The sequence below is a fragment of the Nonomuraea sp. NPDC049480 genome (assembly GCF_044465905.1).
Classification (GTDB): domain Bacteria; phylum Actinomycetota; class Actinomycetes; order Streptosporangiales; family Streptosporangiaceae; genus Nonomuraea.
This window is the reverse complement of the sequence record NZ_JBITMD010000008.1, coordinates 346,088-363,180: the sequence shown is the minus strand read 5'-3', so window position 1 is coordinate 363,180 and position 17,093 is coordinate 346,088. Positions and strand designations below refer to the sequence as shown.

The window sequence follows — 17,093 nt, the reverse complement described above, 5'->3', positions numbered from 1 at the left end:
GAATCCGTCCTTTGCTGCGCACGGGTTAACGTCCGTCAAGAAGGGGCTGCCTGGGATCCCAGCGAGGCCCGCCCTCATCGTCCTTACGGCGTCTGGCCATCGCTGACAGCGCCTCAAGGATAACCCGGTTCCCGAGGTACGCAGTGATGTCCGCGTGGTCGTACGGCGGCGCGACCTCGACCAGCTCCATGCCCGCCACCGGGAGCTCGTAGCAGATCCTGCGCACGGAGTCGAGGAGCTGCCTGGCCGTCAGCCCACCCGGTTCGGGCGTGCCGGTGCCCGGCGCGTGTCCCGGGTCGCAGACGTCGATGTCCACGGACAGGAAGATCTGGTCGCACTCGTCAAGAGCGATGCGGAACGCCTCGGTCAGGACCTCGTCGAGCCCGCGCGTCACGACCTCCGTCATCTCGTACGAGCGCATGTTCTGGGAGGCCATCCACTTCAGCGTGGCCGGCTCGGGCCAGTAGCCGCGCAGCCCGATCTGCAGGAACCTGTCGCCGCGGATGCCGCCCGACTCGATGAGCCGCCGCATGGGCTGGCCGTGGCCGTACAGGTGGTGGCCGAAGGTGAAGTCGCCGGTGTCGGCGTGCGCGTCGAAGTGGATCATCGAGGTGCGGCCGGGCGCGTACGCCCTGGCCGTGCCCCGCGCGTCGGGCAGCGCGATCGTGTGGTCGCCGCCGAGCACCAGCGGGATCGCGCCCGAGGCGGCGATGCGGTGCACGGCCTCCTCGATCGCCGTCAGCGAGCCCTCGACGTCACCCGAATAGCACTCGACGTCACCCGCGTCGAGTACGCGAAGGTCCTTCAGCGCGTCCACGCGCAGCGCCAGGCTCGGTCTGGAGCCGTCGTGCGGCAGGTAACACGCCTGGCGGAGGGCCTGCGGGCCGAATCTGGCCCCCGGCCGGTTCGAGGTGCCTCCGTCGAAGGGGGCGCCGATGATCACCACGTCGGCGCCCTCGTAGCTCGCCGGGTCGCCTACGTCGCAGCGGTCCACGCCCAGGAACGTGTAGTCCGGGCCGTACATTGCGCCATAACGGGACATGACCCTCCTCTATCACACCGGCTTCTCGGTCACTCCCGCAGAGTCGAAGGTGGCCACGTCGTGCATCACCCGTACGGCCGCGCAGACCATCGGGTGGGCGAGCAGGGCGCCGCTGCCCTCGCCGAGCCGCAACCCCAGGTCGACCAAGGGACGCAGCCCGAGGTGCGCGAGGGCGGCGGCGTGGCCGGGCTCGGCCGAGCAGTGGCCGGCGACGCAGTGGTCGGGCGCTGCCGGATCCAGCGCGGCGGCCACGAGGGCGGCGGCGCCGGCGATGACGCCGTCGAGGATGACCGGCACGCGGGCCGCCGCGCCGCCCAGGATGAAGCCCGCGATCGCGGCGTGCTCGAACCCGCCGACGGCGGCCAGCGCGCGCAGCGCCTCGCTCCCCGAGCTCGCCGTGGTCACGGTGGACACGTCGTTCGCGCGGAGGGCCTCGCGGACGACGTCCACCTTGAGTGCGTACGTCTCGTCGTCGATCCCCGTCCCCCTGCCGGTGACCTCGGCCGGGTCCTTGCCGGTGAAGACGGAGATCAGGGCGGCGGAGGCGGTGGTGTTGGCGATGCCCATGTCGCCGGTGATCAGGCAGCGGGCTCCGGACTCCACCAGGTCGCGGGCCACTGTGATCCCGGCCTCCAGCGCCCTGACGGCCTGGTCGACGGTCATGGCGGGGCCCCGCGACAGGTCCGCGGTGCCGTACCCGATCTTGTGCTTGCGCAGGTCGGGGGCGTCGGGGAGGTCGGCGGCGACGCCGACGTCCACCACGGTCACGGGCACGCCGGCCTGGGCGGCGAAGGCGTTGGCGACGGCGCCGCCGGCCAGGAAGTTCGCCACCATCTGGACGGTGACCTCCTGCGGCCACGGGGTTACGCCGCGGGCGTGCACGCCGTGGTCGGCGGCGAAGATGGCCAGCGCGGCGGGGGCGGGCATGGGCGGCGGGCAGGCGCCGGCGGCGCCCGCGAGGCGGACCGCGACCTCCTCCAGCGCGCCGAGTGAGCCCCGGGGCTTGGTGAGGCGGTCCTGGTAAGCGCGGGCCTCGGCGATCGCCGCCGGGTCGGCGGGGCGGATCGCGGCGAGCGTCTCAGCGAGCACGGCGTACCTCCACTTGCGGGCCTCCTGTGCAGGAGGGCTTACGGGACGAGTTGCAGCGCTTCCTCGTATCGGTCGATCACGACGTCGGCCAGGGTCTCGCAGTCGCCGATCACCTCGGCGCAGCGGATGTCCAGATCGGGGTGGCCCGCGCCGTACGCCAGCGCCTGCGCCCACACGCGCTCGAGCAGGCCGCCCGCGAACAGCAGGTACGGCACCACGATCACGCGCTTGGCCCCCAGGCGGCGGCAGCGTTCGAGCCCGCCGGGCACCCCCGGAGGGGTGACCGACACGAACGCGGTCTCGACGGTCATGAAGTCGTAGGCGTGCGTCTCCCAGAACAGCCGCGACACCCGGTGGATCTCGGCGTTGGCGGCCGCGTCCGTGGAGCCCTCGCCGACCAGGACGACCGCGGTCTCGCTGGGCTCCACGTGCAGGTCCTCGGTGACCGGCGCGTCCACGGCGCGCAGCCGGGGCCGGGCGCCCACGAGCTCCAGCGGGCGCGGGCGCGGCTTGGAGATGTCGGCGGCGGCCTCGTTGAGCCGATCGGCCAGCAGCGCGAGCACGCGGGGGTCGGGCCCGAGCGGGCGGCCGTAGTCGTACATCAGCGTCGGGTGCAGTTTCTGCTCGCGCTCCATGGCGGCGCCGAGGTCGTCGCTCACCCTGCTGAGGCTCAGTGGCAGCGCCACGAGCCGGTGGTGGCCCCTGGCGACCAGCGAGGCGACGGACTCGCTCAGCCGCGGCGTGGCGCGCTCCAGGTAGCCCCCCGAGACGTCGGCGGCCGTCTGGTCGAGGCGGCAGCGGAGCCGGTGTACGAACCTGCCGAATTCCGCGGCGTAGGCATCATCGTGCGAGCCCTGCCCGATCAGCAAGAGCGGCGGCTTCATCGTGAGGGATTCTCCGGTGCGGTGGACAAAGACACGCGAGGATAACCGATACACCCCGGTAGGGAACAGGTCACGCTGTGTGCACAGGCGTCGCGTGCACCACGAAGACCGGGTCAGAAGCGGTCAGACGGTGCGATCCGTCGGGGTTGAGCGTCAATCTGGAGGCCAGGATCTGGGTGCCCTCGCCCCGGTAGCCCTGCTCGCGCAGCCGCTCCAGCACGGACGCCACCTGCTCGACCTTACTGAGCGCGCACACCAGTGAGCGCGGGCCGCGCGCGGCGCAGGCCACGACCACGTCGGGGCCGCCACCGCCCACGAAGACGGCGTCGGGGTCGGGCAGCGGCTCCAGCGCCGGCGGCGCCTGCCCCCTGGTCAGAGCCACCTTGACTCCGTGCTTGAGCACGTTGGCGCGCAGCTTGGCGCAGAACTCCTCCTCGCGTTCGACGGCCATGACGGCCGCCCCCATCCTGGCGCACTCCACGGCGATCTCGCCCGCGCCGGCGCCCACGTCCCAGATCAGGTCGCCGAGCCGGGGTCCCAGCTTGGCGAGCACGTACGCCCTGACCTCCGCCGGGAACCTGCTTTCGAACGGCAACGCCCACTCAGCCGGCCCCGGCTGCGCGCCCGCCACCCAGCTGGGCTCCTTGGGCCGGTGCAGCGGGTCGATGATGAGGACCACGTCGGGGTCCTTCCACGGCCGGGTCGTGGCCTCGCCCATGCGGCTGTGCGTGACCCGCTCGTCGGGCCCGCCGAGGTCCTCGCAGACGATCAGCGCGCGGGGCGTGGTGGGGGCCAGTTCCCTGGCGACGTCCCCGGGGCCCACGCCGGGCGCGACGATCAGCGCGACCTTGGGGTGGGCGCGGCAGGCGTTCACGGCGCGGTTGAGCTGCCCCGGGCCGGAGGGTGCGACGACCAGGGCGTCCTCCCAGTTGAGCCCGGCGCAGGCGAAAGCCCGCGTGACCAGCGAGGTCGCGGGCAGCACCTCTGGTTTGATGCCGTGCGCCCGCAGCGTGCGCACGACGCCGAAGAATCCGGGATCGCCTTCCGCGATCACGACGGCGGGGCCCTCGCCGTGTTCGAGGTGATCGTCGAGGGTTTCGAGCAGCGACCCGTCCGCCGCGGTCGGCGCGGTGAGCTTGAGCTGCCCGATGAGGGCGTCCGGCCCCACGACGAGCCGCGCCTCGTGCAGGCGGTCCACCGCCTTGGCCGAGAGCTCGGATCCGTCCCAGCCGACAACCGTGATCATTGCGCCTCACACTCCTCACCACCAGGGTGACGGCTCTTGAGACGTTTCACAAAGGGGTACGGAGGTCAGTCCGGTGTGCCCTCAGGCCAGGTCGGACGGGATGAGGCTGTAGACGACGAGATCGTCGCCGCCGAGGCCGGCACGAGTCACGCCTTCGCGGACGAAGCCCGCCTTCTCGGCCACCCGCTGGGACTCTCGGTTGTCCACGGCCGTGCGCAACTGGAGCCGGTTGAATTTCTGCCGCTCGAACAGCCATCGCGCGACCGTCAGCACGGCCTCGCCGGCGTAGCCCTTGCCGCGGGCCCACGGGGCGGTCATGTACCCGATCTCTGCCGTCCGGTTGGTCCAGTCGACGTCTCTGATGTCCACGTTCACGGCGAACCGGCCGGTCTGCAGGTCGACGGCGTTCCAGCCGATGCCCGCGCCCCTCAGCCGGACCTGTTCCGCGTTGGCGATGAAGGCCAGCGCGTGCCCCTCGGTGTAGCCGCGCGGCACGCTCGTCCTGGCCTGGGTGAGCGGGTCCGCCGCGGCGGCGGCGAGGTCGCGGGCGTCGGCGGGGTCGAGCGGCCGCAGCAGAAGCCGCCGGGCGCGCAGCTCCGCCCTGGGCAGGATGCTCACGGGCGCGCGGCCGTCGTCGCGGAGCAGTCCGAACATGACCAGATCGTGCGGTCCGTCGTCCTCCATGACCGCGGCGCGCAGCACGCCTTCCCAGGTGAAGCCAGATTTCTGGGCGACACGGAGGGAGGCGGTGTTGTCGATGTTGGCCGTCAGGTCGATCCTGCGCAGCGCGGTGTTCTCGAACACCCAGCCGACGAGCCCGCGTACGGCCTCGGTGGCCAGGCCACGGCCGCGGTGCAGGGGGTGCACGCCGTAGCCGACCTCGGTCGTGCCCGCGCTCCACGAGGTCTTGAACAGGCTGATGGCGCCTACGACGAGCCCGTCGACGTCGGTCATGGCCAGGTGGATGCCCTGCCCGGACCGGCGGAGCTCGTGCACGCCGCTCGCGAGCCACTGGGCGACGCCCGGCGCGTGGGCGGGCGTCCCGGGCGGGAGGAAACGGACGCCGGATGCCACGATCGACCGGACCCGGGCGGCGTCCTGCGGCCCGAACGGCCGCAGGATCAGCCGGGCCGTGGCGATGCTGACGTCGGGATCGAACACCCTCGGCAGGCTACACAGCCGCGATGTTTGCCCACGAAAGCGGGGGTAGGGGCGCAATTGAGAGGAGTGAGGGAACGATGGAACAACGTGGGAGCGACAAGCACGGCCCCCGCCTGGACGATCAGCAGAAGCACGAGACCGAGGGCATGGTACGCGGCGGCGGCACGACGCACGCCGAGGAATGGAAGGAGCCCGAGGCCATGCCGGCTGCCGGCGAGGAGTCGCAGCAGTCGTACCCTCCCGGTCACGAGCCCGGCGTCCCGGAAGGCATGACGCAGCGCGACGTCGACGTCCGCAGCGACCTCGCCAAGTGGCTGAGTGACACCCATTGGCCGTCGTCCAAGGCCGAGCTGGTGCGGCACGCCGAAGAGGCGAACGCTCCGGACCAGGTGGCGGACATGGTCAGGTCCCTTCCGGAACGCCAGTACAAGAACATGGCCGACGTCGCCAAGGCCCTCGGGCTCGGCGTGGAGAAGCGGAGGTGGTGACCGGTGCGGCTCGACTTCATCCGGCCGCTGTACGAACGGCGCGGCCCGTACGCGTCGGTGTACCTGGGGGCGCTCACCGTGGCCGAGCGGAAGGCGCACTGGCGCGGCGTTCGCGACCAACTCGAACGGCTCGACGGGGTGGATCCCGCGACGATCGAGGCGCTGGAGGGCGAGGCCCTGCAGGCGGCCGCCGGGCGGGCGCTGTTCGCCACGCACGGTGAGGTGGTGCTGGCCGAGTCACTGGAGCGGGCGCCGCGCGAACTGGCCGTGTGGTCGCCGCTGCCGCACGTCACGCCCATGCTGATGCAGCGCGGGGAGAACGTGCCGCACGTACGCGTCATCGTGGACCACGCGGGGGCGGAGCTGACGGTGTACGGCGGCGGGTCGTCGCGCCGCGCCACCGTGGCGGCCGCCGACTGGCCGCTGCAGAAGACCGCCCAGGGCGGCTGGTCGCAGAAGCGGTACGAGCGGGCGGTCGACGAGACGTGGGAGAAGAACGCGGTTGCCGTCGCTCACGAGATCGACGAGCAGGTACGCCGCATCGGCGCCGAGCTGATCATCGTGGCCGGCGAGCCGAAGTCGCGCTCGTACCTGCTGCATCACCTCGGCACCAAGTCCGCGGACCGGGTGATGATGGTCGAGCACGGCAGCCGCTCCGACCACGGCCAGTTCGAGGAGGACGTGGAGCGGGCCCTCGACGACTGGCTCGACCGCAGGCGCGCCGAGCTGCTCGAACGCCACCAGGAGGACGCCGGCCCGGTCGGGATGGACGACGTCGCGCGGTCCCTGCGCGAGGGCAGGGTGCACGCGGTGCTCTTGCCCGGCGAGCTGGCCGAACCCGTCTGGACCGGCGAGGGCGGCACGCAGCTCGCCGGCGACCCGGACGAGCTGCGCCGCTGGGGCGTGGAGGAGCCGATCCGGGAACGCGCGGACTCGGCCCTGGCCAGGGCCGCCGCGATGACGGACGCTGAGCTGTGGTTCACCGGCTCCGTCAAGGACGTGGCGGCCGTCCTCAGGTACTGATGATCACTTCCAGCGTCCTGGGGCCGTGCACGCCCTCGACCCGGTTGAGCTCGATGTCGCTGGTGGCCGACGGGCCGCTGATCCAGGTGAGCGGGCGCGTCGGGTCCAGCCGGGCGATCGCCTCGGGCACGCAGGAGACGACCTGGTCGGCCCTGACCACGCACAGGTGGTAGTCGGGGACCAGCGTCTGCGCTCTGGTGCCCTGGCCGGGGCCGTGGTCGAGGACGATCGTGCCGGTCTCGGCGACGGCCACGGCGCAGGTGGTGACCACGCCGTCGGCGGTGTCCAGATCGTCCCAGCCGTCGCCGTCGGGCCTGATCATGCGACGCGCGGCGACGAGTTCGTCGATCTTGGCGGGCACCTCGGCGGCCGGCAGCACGTGCACGATCGCGCGGTAGTCGTCCACGCGCTCGGCGAACAGGCCGACCAGGTCGTCGACCTGCTGTGTCGTGCGGTAGTCCCGGGGAATCTCCACGTCCTCGGCCCTTGCCACGGCCTTGCCGATCCTGGCGAGGATCTCGTCACGCGCGCTCATTCCGCTCCCTGCCCATGGGTCACTCCGCCGGGTCCCTCCTCCGTCGGGCCTCCGCTCCACTCGCTGCGCCGGGTTCGTTCCCACCAGTCTCTGAAGGATTCTTCCGGAATCTCGGGCACGTCCCTGGTGTCGGTCCAGGCCGACAGCGGGCCCGGCAGCCGCTTGGGAACCAATTTGCGGAGCTTGGCGGCCGCGCGCTGCGCGCGGGCCAGCCGGGTGTGGTCGTTGAATATCCACCCGGCGACCTTCATGCCCGCCCGCTCGGCCGCCGCGTGCGGGGCCTTGGCCCGCAGGTCCACCAGGACCTCCGGGATGTCGATGGCCACCGGGCAGACCTCGTAGCAGGCGCCGCACAGGCTGGAGGCGTACGGCAGCGAGGCGTCCAGCTCGGAGCTCATGCCGCGCAGCTGCGGGGTGAGGATCGCGCCGATCGGACCCGGATAGACCGAACCGTACGCGTGGCCGCCCGCGCGCTCGTAGACCGGGCACACGTTCAGGCAGGCCGAGCAGCGGATGCAGCGCAGCGCCTGGCGGCCGACCTCGTCGGCGAGCACGTCGGTGCGGCCGTTGTCCAGCAGGACCAGGTGGAAGTCCTGGCCCTCGACCGCGCCGGTCCACATGCTCGTGTAGGGATTCATCCGCTCGCCCGTGGAGCTCCTGGGCAGAAGCTGGAGGAACACCTCCAGATCCCGCCAAGAGGGCAGGAGCTTCTCGATCCCGACCACGCTGATGAGCGTGCGCGGCAGAGTCAGGCACATGCGGCCGTTGCCCTCGGACTCCAGCACGACCAGCGTGCCGGTCTCGGCGACCATGAAGTTGGCGCCGGAGATCGCGACCTTGCTCTTGAGGAAGCGTTCGCGCAGGTGAAGCCGGGCGGCTTCGGCGAGGGCGGGCGGGTCGTCGGTCAGGTTGTCCGGGACCTTGGGCATCTTGTCGAGGAAGATCTCGCGGATCTCCGACCGGTTGCGGTGGATCGCGGGGACGAGGATGTGGCTGGGGAAGTCGTCGCCGAGCTGCACGATCAGCTCGGCCAGGTCGGTCTCGTACGCGGTGATGCCCTCGGCGGCGAGGGCCTCGTTGAGCTCGATCTCCTGGGTGGCCATGGACTTGACCTTGACCACCTCGGTCTCGCCGGTGGCCTTGACCAGGCCGGCGACGATGCGGTTGGCCTCGGCCCCGTCCCTCGCCCAGTGGACCGTGCCGCCCGCCCTGGTGACGGCCTCCTCCAGCTGGATCAGGTAGCGATCGAGGTTGCGGAGCGTGTGGTCCTTGATCGCCTTGCCGGCCGCGCGGAGCTCCTGCCAGTCGGGCAGCTCGCCGACGACGCTCGCCCGCTTGCCCCGGATGGTGTGGGTGGCTTTGCGGAGGTTGTAGCGCAGCTGCGAGTTCTGAACGGCTTTCTCAGCGTTTTGCGGGAAATTGCCGGGCATGCCGAGGAATGTCGCGCTCATTGGGCCTCCTCCGTCGAAGCGAGGATCTCGGCCAGGTGCATCGTCCTGACGCCGGTCTTCTGGCGGCTCAGCGTGCCCCCTATGTGCATCAGGCACGAGTTGTCCGCCGCGCACAGCACCTCGGCGCCGGTGTCCTGGATGTTGCGGGTCTTGTCGGCGCCCATCGCCGCCGAGACGGCCGGGTTCTTGACCGCGAACGTGCCGCCGAACCCACAGCACTCCTCGGCCCCGGGCAGCGGCACCAGCTCCAGGCCGCGGACGTGCTGGAGCAGCCTGGTAGGGCGGTCGCCCAGGTGGAGGCCGCGAAGCGAGTGGCACGTCGGGTGATATGTCACCCGGTGCGGGAAATATGCGCCGACGTCCTCGACCTTCAGGACGTCGATCAAGAACTCGGACAGCTCGTACACCTTGGGCGTCACCTCGGCGATCGCCGCCGCCCCCTTGCTGCCCGGCTTCGCCAGCTTCGGGTACTGCTCGCGCACCATGGCCGCGCACGAGCCCGACGGCGTCACGACGGCGTCGTACCCGGCGAAGACCTCGGTGAAGTGGCGCGCCAGCCGCACCCCCTCCGCGCGGTAGCCCGTGTTGACGTGCATCTGCCCGCAGCACGTCTGGGCGGCGGGGAAGTCCACGTCGCAGCCGAGCCTGCGCAGCAGGGACACGACCGCCTTGCCGGTGCCGGGGAAGAGCGTGTCGTTCACGCACGTGATGAACAGGGCGACTCGCACGGCTCTCCTTCCAGGTATGGTCTGACCACAGTATGGTCAGACCATATCAGGGAGGCTCTGGTGGACGGCGGCGGCTGGCGTCCGGTCAAGCGCACGCGGACGTTCGAGGACGTGCTCACGCAGATCGAGCGGCGCATCGCCGAGGACGGCCTGACGGCGGGCGACCGGCTGCCCGCCGAGCGCCAGCTCGCCGAGCAGCTCGGCGTCAGCCGCTCGTCGGTGCGCGAGGCCATGCGCGTGCTGGAGACGCTTGGCGTGGTGTCCTCGCAAGTCGGACGAGGTCCGGACGCGGGCGCGGTGCTGATCGCGCGCCCGGACTCGGCGCTGACCGACCTGCTCAGGCTGCACCTCGGCCTGGCCACCCTGGAGATGCGCGAGGTCATCGACGCCCGGCACATGATCGAGCGGTGGGCCGCCTCGCACGCGGCCGCCGCCCGCGCCGACACCTCCACGCTCACCGCGGCCCTCGCCGGGATGGACGCGGCGAGGTCGGCCGAGGAGTTCGTGGAGCACGACACGGCCTTCCACTGCGCGATCGCGGACGCGTCGGGCAACCGGCTCATCGCCGCCATCATGCGGTCGCTGCGCGACTCGATGCGGAGGTACGCGGTCGAAGCGGTCGAACGCCTCGGCGACACCTCGATCCTGCGCGCCGACCACGTACGCATACTGGAGGCCATCAAGGGGGGCGAGGCGGACGAAGCCGCTCGGGCCGTCTCCGAGCACCTGGCGCACGCATACCGTTCCTAGCGGAGCACCCCCACGGCCGCTGATCCCCGTCATTCCCGCATGTCGGCTTCCCTGCAGCTCGCCCCCGAGCACGCCACCATCCCCGCCAGCCGCTCGTCGAGACGGGCCAGCAGGGCGGGATCGGCGCCGCCCACCAGGTTCCGCAGCTGGTACGGATCCGCCTGCAGGTCGTACAGCTGGCGTTCCCCCGTGTCATAGCGCACATACGTGTACCGATCCGTGCGCAACGCCTGGTAGGCGGGCACCGGGGTCTGCCGGGACGACGCCCGGTTGGCCGGCCGGTTGAACTCGACCAGGACGTTCGTCCGCCATCGTGCCGGCGGACTGCCCCGCAGCAGCGGCACCAGCGACCGTCCCTCCGCGAACGCCGGCGGCGAGGCCCCGCCCAGCTCGGCGACCGTGACCGCGAGGTCCACCGTGACCCCCATCTGCGTGATCGTGGAACCGGGCGTGATGCCGGGGCCGCGGACCACGAAGGGGACCCTGATCGCCTCCTCGAACGGGGTCGTCTTGCCCTGCGCGAGCCGGTGCGTGCCGAGGTGGAAGCCGTTGTCCGAGGTGAAGATGAGGTAGGTGTCACCGAGCCGGCCGGTCTCCCGCAGCGTCTCGACGACGGTGCCGACGAGGTCGTCCACGCCCAGCATGGCTCGCAGCCGGGCGCGGTGGCGCTCGTCGACCGCGTCGATCTCGGGCTGCCCGAGCGGGGGCAGGTTGCGCAGCCACAACGGCTCCTGGCTCATGTCCACCTGGTTGAACGACGGCGTCCGCGGCGCCATGGCCAGCGGGAACGCGTCCGCGTGCCGCAGGGCCGGGTTGGCCGGGTTGTGCGGCGCGACCGGCGCCAGGTAGAGGAAGAACGGCTCCCTCGACCCGGTGATGAAGTCGCGGCTCTTGCGAGCCAGCACGTCGGACAGGTAGTCCTCCTCGGCCCAGCCGTAGTCGGTCAGGACGCCGTTCTCGTTGAGGCGGTAGCCGTACTCCTCGTAGAGGTTGCGTACGGGAACGGCCCATTCGTCCCAGCCGGGCGGCACGTAGGCCTCGTCGGCGGTGCGTCCCGGGTAGTGGTTGAGGAATTTGCCCATCAGCGCCGTGCGGTATCCGGCCTGCCGCATCCAGGTGCCGATTGTGGAACGTTCCAGACTTTGGCCATGGAATCGGTCGAACCCGCCTTCCGGGGCGGTGTTGCTCAGGACGCCATGACTGTGGATGTACTGGGAGCGCAGGATCGACGCTCTGGACGGGCAGCACCACGAGTTCGTCACGAAGAACCGGTCGAACGAGGCGCCCTCCCGCACGAGGTGCCGGGTGATGTTCGGGAAGTACGGCAGCGTGCCGGCCTCGAGGTCGTCGACCACGATGAGGACGACGTTCGGGCGGGACGCGCTCGCCGCCACCATGGGCTCGGCCGCCGGCAGGAGAAGCAGCAGCAGGCAGGCGACGCGGCAGAGACCTTTGAGCACGGAGTGTGACTTCCCCGGAAGATCCTCCATTGACACCCGGGCCCGGCGCGGCCGTAATAGAACTTAATTCCGGAGGTGTCTTATGAAGCTCGGGCTCCAGTTGGGTTACTGGCAGCGCAACGCCGACGACGCGACCGAGACGGTGCTGGCCGCCGAGCGGCTCGGCTACGACTCGGTGTGGACGGCGGAGGCGTACGGCAGCGACGCGTTCACGCCGCTCGCCTGGTACGGCGCGCGTACGAGCCGCATCAAGCTCGGCACGTCGGTCGCGCAGCTCTCGGCCAGGCCACCCGTCACGACGGCGATGACCGCGATGACGCTCGACCACCTGACCGGCGGCCGGTTGCTGCTCGGCGTGGGCGCCTCGGGGCCGCAGGTGGTGGAGGGCTGGTACGGGCAGCCGTTCGCCAAACCCTTGGCCAGGACGCGTGAGTACGTCGAGATCATGCGCAAGGTGTGGCGTCGCGAGGAGCCCGTGACCAGCGACGGACCGTACTACCCGCTGCCGCTGGCGGGCGGGCTGGGCAAACCGCTGAAGCTCATCACGCATCCGCTCCGCCCGGACATCCCCGTCTATCTAGGGGCGGAGGGCCCCAAGAACGTCGCCCTGGCCGCCGAGGTGGGCCAGGGCTGGCTGCCGCTGTTCGCGTTCCCCGGCAAGATCGAGGACATGTACGGCGCGTCACTCGCGGGCGCTCCGGAGGGCTTCGACGTGGCGGCCATGGTGATGGTGATCGTCTCCGACGACGTACGGAGCGCGCTGGACGGCGTGAAGCTGATGCTCACGCTGTACATCGGCGGCATGGGCGCTCGGCAGCGCAACTTCCACGCCGACATCATCGGCAGGATGGGGTACGCCGATGCCGCCGAGCACATTCAGTCGTTGTACCTGGCGGGCAAGAAGGACGAGGCGTTCCGGGCGATCCCGGACGAGCTGGCCGACGGAATCTCGCTCGTCGGGCCGGCCGGGCGGATCAAGGAACGTCTCGAGCTCTGGCGCAAGAGCCCGGTCACGAGCCTGCTGGTCATGGGCCCGCGCGACGAGCCCTCGCTGAAGCTGATCCGCGACCTGGTCCTCGGCTGAGCCCCCGGGTTCGGCCGGGGGCCGGCGTGGTCAGTCGGGGCGGGGGGCCGGGTCGGCGGTGACGGACCGGAGCAGCGGCCTGCTCAGGGTCCCCGCGCCGATCACCCCGGCGAACCCGGCCGCGACGCACCCCGCCAGCGTGACCAGCCCCACCGTGCTGACCTGCCCGATCATGAAGGGCGTCGCGCAGAACGCCCCCACCAGGATCGCGCCGCCCCCCATCACCGTCAGCGGGATGAGCGTCTCCGCGCGCCTGGCCCGGTCGAGGACCTCCAGCGGCGTGCCCGCCAGCCGCAGCAGCCCGTACGTCTGCCGCCGGTCCAGGATCGACGACGCGGCCGTGATGCCCGCGCTGGCGATCGCCACCAGGAACGACACCGACAGCACGACGATCGTGCCCACGCGCACGTCGGCAAGGAGCTGGAAGCCGAAGGCCTCGTCGTCGGTCTCGGTCGTCGGGGTGCGGCCGGGGACGAGCCCGGTGAGCGCGGTGCGCGCCCGGTCCACCGTGGCCGCGTCGGCGGAGCTGCCCAGGGCGGCGGCGACGACGTTCGCCGACGAATTGACGGTGGCCGTCACCTTCGCGGCCGCCAGCCGCTCCCGCGCCTGCCCGGCGACCTTCTCCACCTGCCCTGCGGGCGCGGTGACGCGGAGCTGGGGAGGCCCGGCGTGCCCGGTGAACGCGTCCGGGCTGAGCAGGCCGAGGAAGCCCGCCACGAAGCCGGTCAGCGCCACGCCGCTCACCGTACGCCAGGCCGAGCGCGGATCGTCCACCAGCCTGCGCCCCGCCAGCAGCCGGGCGGGACCGCGCGCGGTGCGCGCCGTGACCCTGCCGATCATGCCGATCGCCCAAGGCCCGGCGAGGTTGACGCACAAGAAGGCCAGGCCGAGCGCGACGGCGACGATCGCGACGCTGGTGTCCAAGCCCAGCGTGGGGAACACGGCCAGCACCGCGAGCAGCGCGAGCACCCGTACGAACCGCATGGCGGGCGGCGTCTGCCGCTTGGCCACGCCCAGCGGGCTCACCACGACCCGCCGCAGCCCGATCACCGCTGACAGCCCCACCAGCAGCGGCACCGCGACCAGCACCCCGGCCAGCGCCGGCAGGCTCGGGAACAGGTCCCCGGCGAACCACGGGCCGCCGCCGATCTCGATGCCGGCCAGCAGCGGCACGGCCAGCGCGAAGACCACGGCTCCCGCGAGGGCGCCGGCCAGCGCCACGATCACCGCCTCGGCCACGGTCATCGCCACCACCTGGCCCGGCGTCGCGCCGACCAGGCGGAGCGCGGCCAGCCGCTGGTCGCGCCTGGCCACCGTGAGCCGGGCCGCGGCGCCGCCGAACACCAGCAGGGGCACCACCATGAGCACGCTCGCGACGAGCGCCAGCCCCTTGTACGCCTCCGCGTCCTCGCTCGCCGTGCCCGCCAGGCTCGACACCTTGACAGGCGGCTTGGCGATGATCGAGTCGTCGCTCTGGGTGGCGCGCATCTCCGGCGCGTCCGGCTTGTGGCCGGCCACCGCGACCAGTTCGTCCGGGTGGACCAGCGCTTCGTCGCCGAGCACGCCCGCTGGGGCCGGGTAGCGCCTGGCGAGCTGGTCGGCCGGGAGCTCCTTGGCCAGCTCGGCCAGGGCGGGCGACAGCCACACCTCGCCCGGCTCCGGGAAGCGCGGCAGGCCGGGCGGCGGGGGCACGCCGTCCTTCAGCGCCGCCAGGTCGACGACGGTGATCGTCTGGTCGCGCACGTAGTCGAAGCGGGACGCCTCGATCGCCACCGCGCCGTCCTCAGCCGGGACAGGGTTGCGCCAGGCGCCGCGCTCGGCCCTGGCGTCGAAGGCGAAGTTCGCGGCCACGGCGAACAGCAGCAGCGCCGTGGACACGGTGACGGCGCCCAGCGTGAGCCAGGTGCCCAGCAGGCCCCTGCGCCCGCCGCCCTTGAGCAGCCGCCAGGTCAGGTCGAGGTTCACGCGCGTGCCCCGGTGGTGAGCAGCAGGCCGTCGCGGACCTCGACCGTGCGGTCGCACCAGCCGGCCACGTTCGGGTCGTGGGTGACCACGATCAGCGAGGCGTCGTTGTGCCGGGTCGCCTCGACCAGCAGCCGCATCGTGTCCTGGCCGGTCTGCTGGTCGAGCGCGCCCGTGGGCTCGTCGGCGAACACCACGGCGGGCCTGGTCACCAGCGCCCTGGCGATGGCCACCCGCTGCGCCTGCCCGCCGGACAGCTCGCCCGGGCGCCTGGTTTCCATCCCGTGCAGGCCGAGCGGCGCGAACCACTCCCGCGCCTGTCGTACCGCCTGCGTCCTGGGCACGCCGCCCAGCATGAGCGGGAGCGCCACGTTCTCCTCGGCGGGGAGCTCGGGCAGGAGCTGGCCGAACTGGAAGACGAAACCGAAGCGGGTACGGCGCAGCGCGCTGCGCTGCCGCTCGCCCAGCGCGTCGATGCGCTGCCCGAGCAGGTGCACCTCGCCCCCGTCCGGCTTCATGATCCCGGCCAGGCAGTGGAGCAGAGTCGACTTGCCGGAGCCGCTCGGCCCCATGATCGCCACGGCTTCGCCGGCTCGTACCGCCATGTCCACGCCGCCCAGGGCGACCGTCTGCCCGAACCGTTTGGCCAGGGCCCGTCCAACAAGCACGTCGTTCATGACGTACAGCCTGGCGAGGGCGGGGTGGGTGAAGGATCGGCCGTGAGGCCATAACCGCCTCGGCCGAACGGCCGATCTCTAGAGTTGTGGCCGTGACTATTCGGGTTCTCATCGCCGACGACCAGCAACTGGTGCGCACCGGCTTCCAGATGATTTTGGACGCTCAACCGGACATGGAGGTCGTCGCGGCGGTGTCCGACGGGGCCGAGGCCGTGGCCGAGGCGAGGCGGCTCAGGCCGGACGTGTGCCTGCTCGACATCAGGATGCCCAAGCTCGACGGGATCGAGGTGACCCGCATCCTGGCCGGTCCCGGCGTGGACGATCCGCTGCGGGTGGTGATCGTCACGACGTTCGACCTGGACGAGTACGTCTACGGCGCGCTGCGCTCCGGGGCGACCGGGTTCCTGCTCAAGGACAGCGGGCCCACGCTGCTGATCGAGGCGGTCAGAGCGGCCGCGGCGGGCGACGCGCTGGTGTCGCCGTCGGTGACCGTACGACTGCTGCAGCACCTGGCCCAGCCCCGGCGGCGGGCCGCGCTCCCGGCGAACGACCCGCTGACCGACCGCGAGCTGGACGTCGTGCGGCTGATCGCCAGGGGGCGCACCAACCAGGAGGTGGCCGCGGAGCTGTTCGTGTCGCTTTCGACGGTCAAGACGCATCTGGGAAGCATCTTCGCCAAACTCGGCGTCAGGAATCGGGTGGAAATCGCAGCTTGGGCGTGGGAATCCGGCGTGGTGAGCTGATTAACCGAGGGACTCCCGGGATACAAGTGAATCAGAACCTCAGCGCATGGCCCGGGGGGAGAACATCGTGCGCTACACCCAGGCATCGCCTACCAGAGCCGCCTTCGCCGTATACGTGACGCTCGCCGCCCAGGTCCTCTCCCTCACCGCCCTTGTGGTCTTCGAGCAGACGCGCGGTCACCGGCTCGCCGTCCAGCTCGCCGAGTTCGGCGGCCGGCCCCACGGGGACGACGCCGAGGCGGTCGTGGGGGCGGTGACCCTGTTCGCGGTGCTGATCATGCTGGTGATGAGCACCGCGATCGCGGCTGCCGCCGCCTATGTGACCTGGCTCGTACGGGCCCGGCAGGCCAACGACCGCTCCGCCGCGACCGGCCCGGTGGCGGCCGCCTGGCTGATCCCCGGCGTCAACCTGGTCGCGCCCGTGGTGCTGGTCGACGAGGTGTGGCGCGGCACCCGGCCGCCCGCGGGGCAGCGCGGGCGGTGGCTGGGGCTGCTGGCGGGGTGGTGGGTGAGCTGGCTCGCCACGCTCGCGCTGGTCACGGTCCGGCTGCCGCTCGGCTCGTCCGCCGGTGATCTCACGGGGGTGGGGCCGCTGGAGCTGGGGTGCGTCGCGGTGGCCGCCGTGCTGTGCGCGGCCACCGTACGCGAGCTGACCCGCCTGCAGCGCACGGCACGCTCCTCGTCGGCCACCGTCCGCGCCGCCTTCTCCTCGCACTCCCGCCCGGCCCCGGGCTCCACTCCCATCGGCCGCATCGGCTGACACCGTGCCC

Annotated in this window: 17 protein-coding genes; 6 read left to right on the top strand and 11 right to left on the bottom strand. The window is 71.8% G+C overall.

Annotated elements, in window-relative coordinates:
- Window positions 1-25 precede the first annotated feature (25 nt).
- From speB to ACIBX3_RS25030, 5 genes are all read right to left on the bottom strand, one after another.
- Window positions 26-1,042, bottom strand: a complete 1,017-nt coding sequence (speB, locus tag ACIBX3_RS25050) for an agmatinase (RefSeq protein WP_397120857.1) — start codon at window positions 1,040-1,042, stop codon at window positions 26-28.
- A 12-nt stretch (window positions 1,043-1,054) separates the two neighbouring features.
- Window positions 1,055-2,131 carry a nicotinate-nucleotide--dimethylbenzimidazole phosphoribosyltransferase gene (gene cobT / locus ACIBX3_RS25045; protein WP_397120855.1) on the bottom strand — a complete coding sequence of 359 codons (1,077 nt, stop codon included), beginning with the start codon at window positions 2,129-2,131 and terminating at the stop codon, window positions 1,055-1,057.
- Window positions 2,132-2,169: 38 nt separating this feature from the next.
- The gene (locus tag ACIBX3_RS25040) at window positions 2,170-3,015 is read right to left on the bottom strand and encodes a sirohydrochlorin chelatase (RefSeq protein WP_397120853.1); all 846 of its coding nucleotides are present in this window, start codon (window positions 3,013-3,015) and stop codon (window positions 2,170-2,172) included.
- A gap of 70 nt (window positions 3,016-3,085) precedes the next feature.
- Window positions 3,086-4,261 carry a precorrin-6Y C5,15-methyltransferase (decarboxylating) subunit CbiT gene (locus ACIBX3_RS25035; protein ID WP_397120852.1) on the bottom strand — a complete coding sequence of 392 codons (1,176 nt, stop codon included), beginning with the start codon at window positions 4,259-4,261 and terminating at the stop codon, window positions 3,086-3,088.
- Window positions 4,262-4,342: 81 nt separating this feature from the next.
- Window positions 4,343-5,422, bottom strand: a complete 1,080-nt coding sequence (locus tag ACIBX3_RS25030; protein WP_397120850.1) for a GNAT family N-acetyltransferase — start codon at window positions 5,420-5,422, stop codon at window positions 4,343-4,345.
- Window positions 5,423-5,499: 77 nt separating this feature from the next.
- On the opposite strand from ACIBX3_RS25030, the gene ACIBX3_RS25025 reads away from it, so the two are divergent.
- Both ACIBX3_RS25025 and ACIBX3_RS25020 read left to right on the top strand, forming a co-directional pair.
- On the top strand, window positions 5,500-5,910 hold the full coding sequence (locus ACIBX3_RS25025; RefSeq protein WP_397120848.1) for a DUF2795 domain-containing protein: 411 nt from the start codon (window positions 5,500-5,502) through the stop codon (window positions 5,908-5,910).
- A 3-nt stretch (window positions 5,911-5,913) separates the two neighbouring features.
- Window positions 5,914-6,933: a Vms1/Ankzf1 family peptidyl-tRNA hydrolase gene (locus ACIBX3_RS25020; protein WP_397120847.1), complete on the top strand. Its 1,020-nt coding sequence runs from the start codon at window positions 5,914-5,916 to the stop codon at window positions 6,931-6,933.
- On the opposite strand, the gene ACIBX3_RS25015 is transcribed toward ACIBX3_RS25020, so the two are convergent.
- The 3 genes from ACIBX3_RS25015 to ACIBX3_RS25005 are packed head-to-tail and all read right to left on the bottom strand — an operon-like array spanning window position 6,923 to window position 9,647.
- Window positions 6,923-7,468, bottom strand: a complete 546-nt coding sequence (locus ACIBX3_RS25015; protein ID WP_397120845.1) for a lactate utilization protein C — start codon at window positions 7,466-7,468, stop codon at window positions 6,923-6,925. The two genes, ACIBX3_RS25020 and ACIBX3_RS25015, sit on opposite strands and share 11 nt — an antisense overlap.
- Window positions 7,465-8,919 carry a lactate utilization protein B gene (locus ACIBX3_RS25010; protein WP_397120843.1) on the bottom strand — a complete coding sequence of 485 codons (1,455 nt, stop codon included), beginning with the start codon at window positions 8,917-8,919 and terminating at the stop codon, window positions 7,465-7,467. Before ACIBX3_RS25010 ends, ACIBX3_RS25015 begins: the two co-directional genes overlap by 4 nt.
- Window positions 8,916-9,647, bottom strand: coding sequence for a (Fe-S)-binding protein (locus ACIBX3_RS25005; protein WP_397120841.1), 732 nt, complete (start codon window positions 9,645-9,647; stop codon window positions 8,916-8,918). Before ACIBX3_RS25005 ends, ACIBX3_RS25010 begins: the two co-directional genes overlap by 4 nt.
- 60 nt (window positions 9,648-9,707) lie before the next feature.
- Between ACIBX3_RS25005 and ACIBX3_RS25000 the strand changes: the two genes are divergently transcribed.
- Complete coding sequence (locus tag ACIBX3_RS25000) at window positions 9,708-10,397, top strand: FadR/GntR family transcriptional regulator (RefSeq protein ID WP_397120840.1); 690 nt, start codon at window positions 9,708-9,710, stop codon at window positions 10,395-10,397.
- Between the two features lie 29 nt (window positions 10,398-10,426).
- Here ACIBX3_RS25000 and ACIBX3_RS24995 read toward each other — a convergent pair whose 3' ends face one another.
- Window positions 10,427-11,857, bottom strand: a complete 1,431-nt coding sequence (locus tag ACIBX3_RS24995; RefSeq protein ID WP_397120839.1) for a sulfatase — start codon at window positions 11,855-11,857, stop codon at window positions 10,427-10,429.
- Window positions 11,858-11,939: 82 nt separating this feature from the next.
- Between ACIBX3_RS24995 and ACIBX3_RS24990 the strand changes: the two genes are divergently transcribed.
- Window positions 11,940-12,941, top strand: a complete 1,002-nt coding sequence (locus ACIBX3_RS24990; protein ID WP_397120837.1) for an LLM class F420-dependent oxidoreductase — start codon at window positions 11,940-11,942, stop codon at window positions 12,939-12,941.
- 30 nt (window positions 12,942-12,971) lie between these two features.
- Here the strand turns inward: ACIBX3_RS24990 and ACIBX3_RS24985 are convergent, their stop codons facing one another.
- Together ACIBX3_RS24985 and ACIBX3_RS24980 are read right to left on the bottom strand one after the other, a co-directional pair.
- Entirely contained in the window at window positions 12,972-14,906 is a 1,935-nt protein-coding gene (locus tag ACIBX3_RS24985; RefSeq protein ID WP_397120835.1) for an FtsX-like permease family protein, read from the bottom strand.
- Window positions 14,903-15,580: an ABC transporter ATP-binding protein gene (locus ACIBX3_RS24980; RefSeq protein WP_397120833.1), complete on the bottom strand. Its 678-nt coding sequence runs from the start codon at window positions 15,578-15,580 to the stop codon at window positions 14,903-14,905. The genes ACIBX3_RS24985 and ACIBX3_RS24980 overlap by 4 nt, the downstream gene beginning before the upstream one ends.
- A 92-nt stretch (window positions 15,581-15,672) precedes the next feature.
- On the opposite strand from ACIBX3_RS24980, the gene ACIBX3_RS24975 reads away from it, so the two are divergent.
- On the top strand, window positions 15,673-16,323 hold the full coding sequence (locus ACIBX3_RS24975) for a response regulator (RefSeq protein WP_397120831.1): 651 nt from the start codon (window positions 15,673-15,675) through the stop codon (window positions 16,321-16,323).
- Between the two features lie 46 nt (window positions 16,324-16,369).
- Complete coding sequence (locus ACIBX3_RS24970) at window positions 16,370-17,083, top strand: DUF4328 domain-containing protein (RefSeq protein WP_397120829.1); 714 nt, start codon at window positions 16,370-16,372, stop codon at window positions 17,081-17,083.
- The last annotated feature ends 10 nt before the right edge of the window (window positions 17,084-17,093 follow it).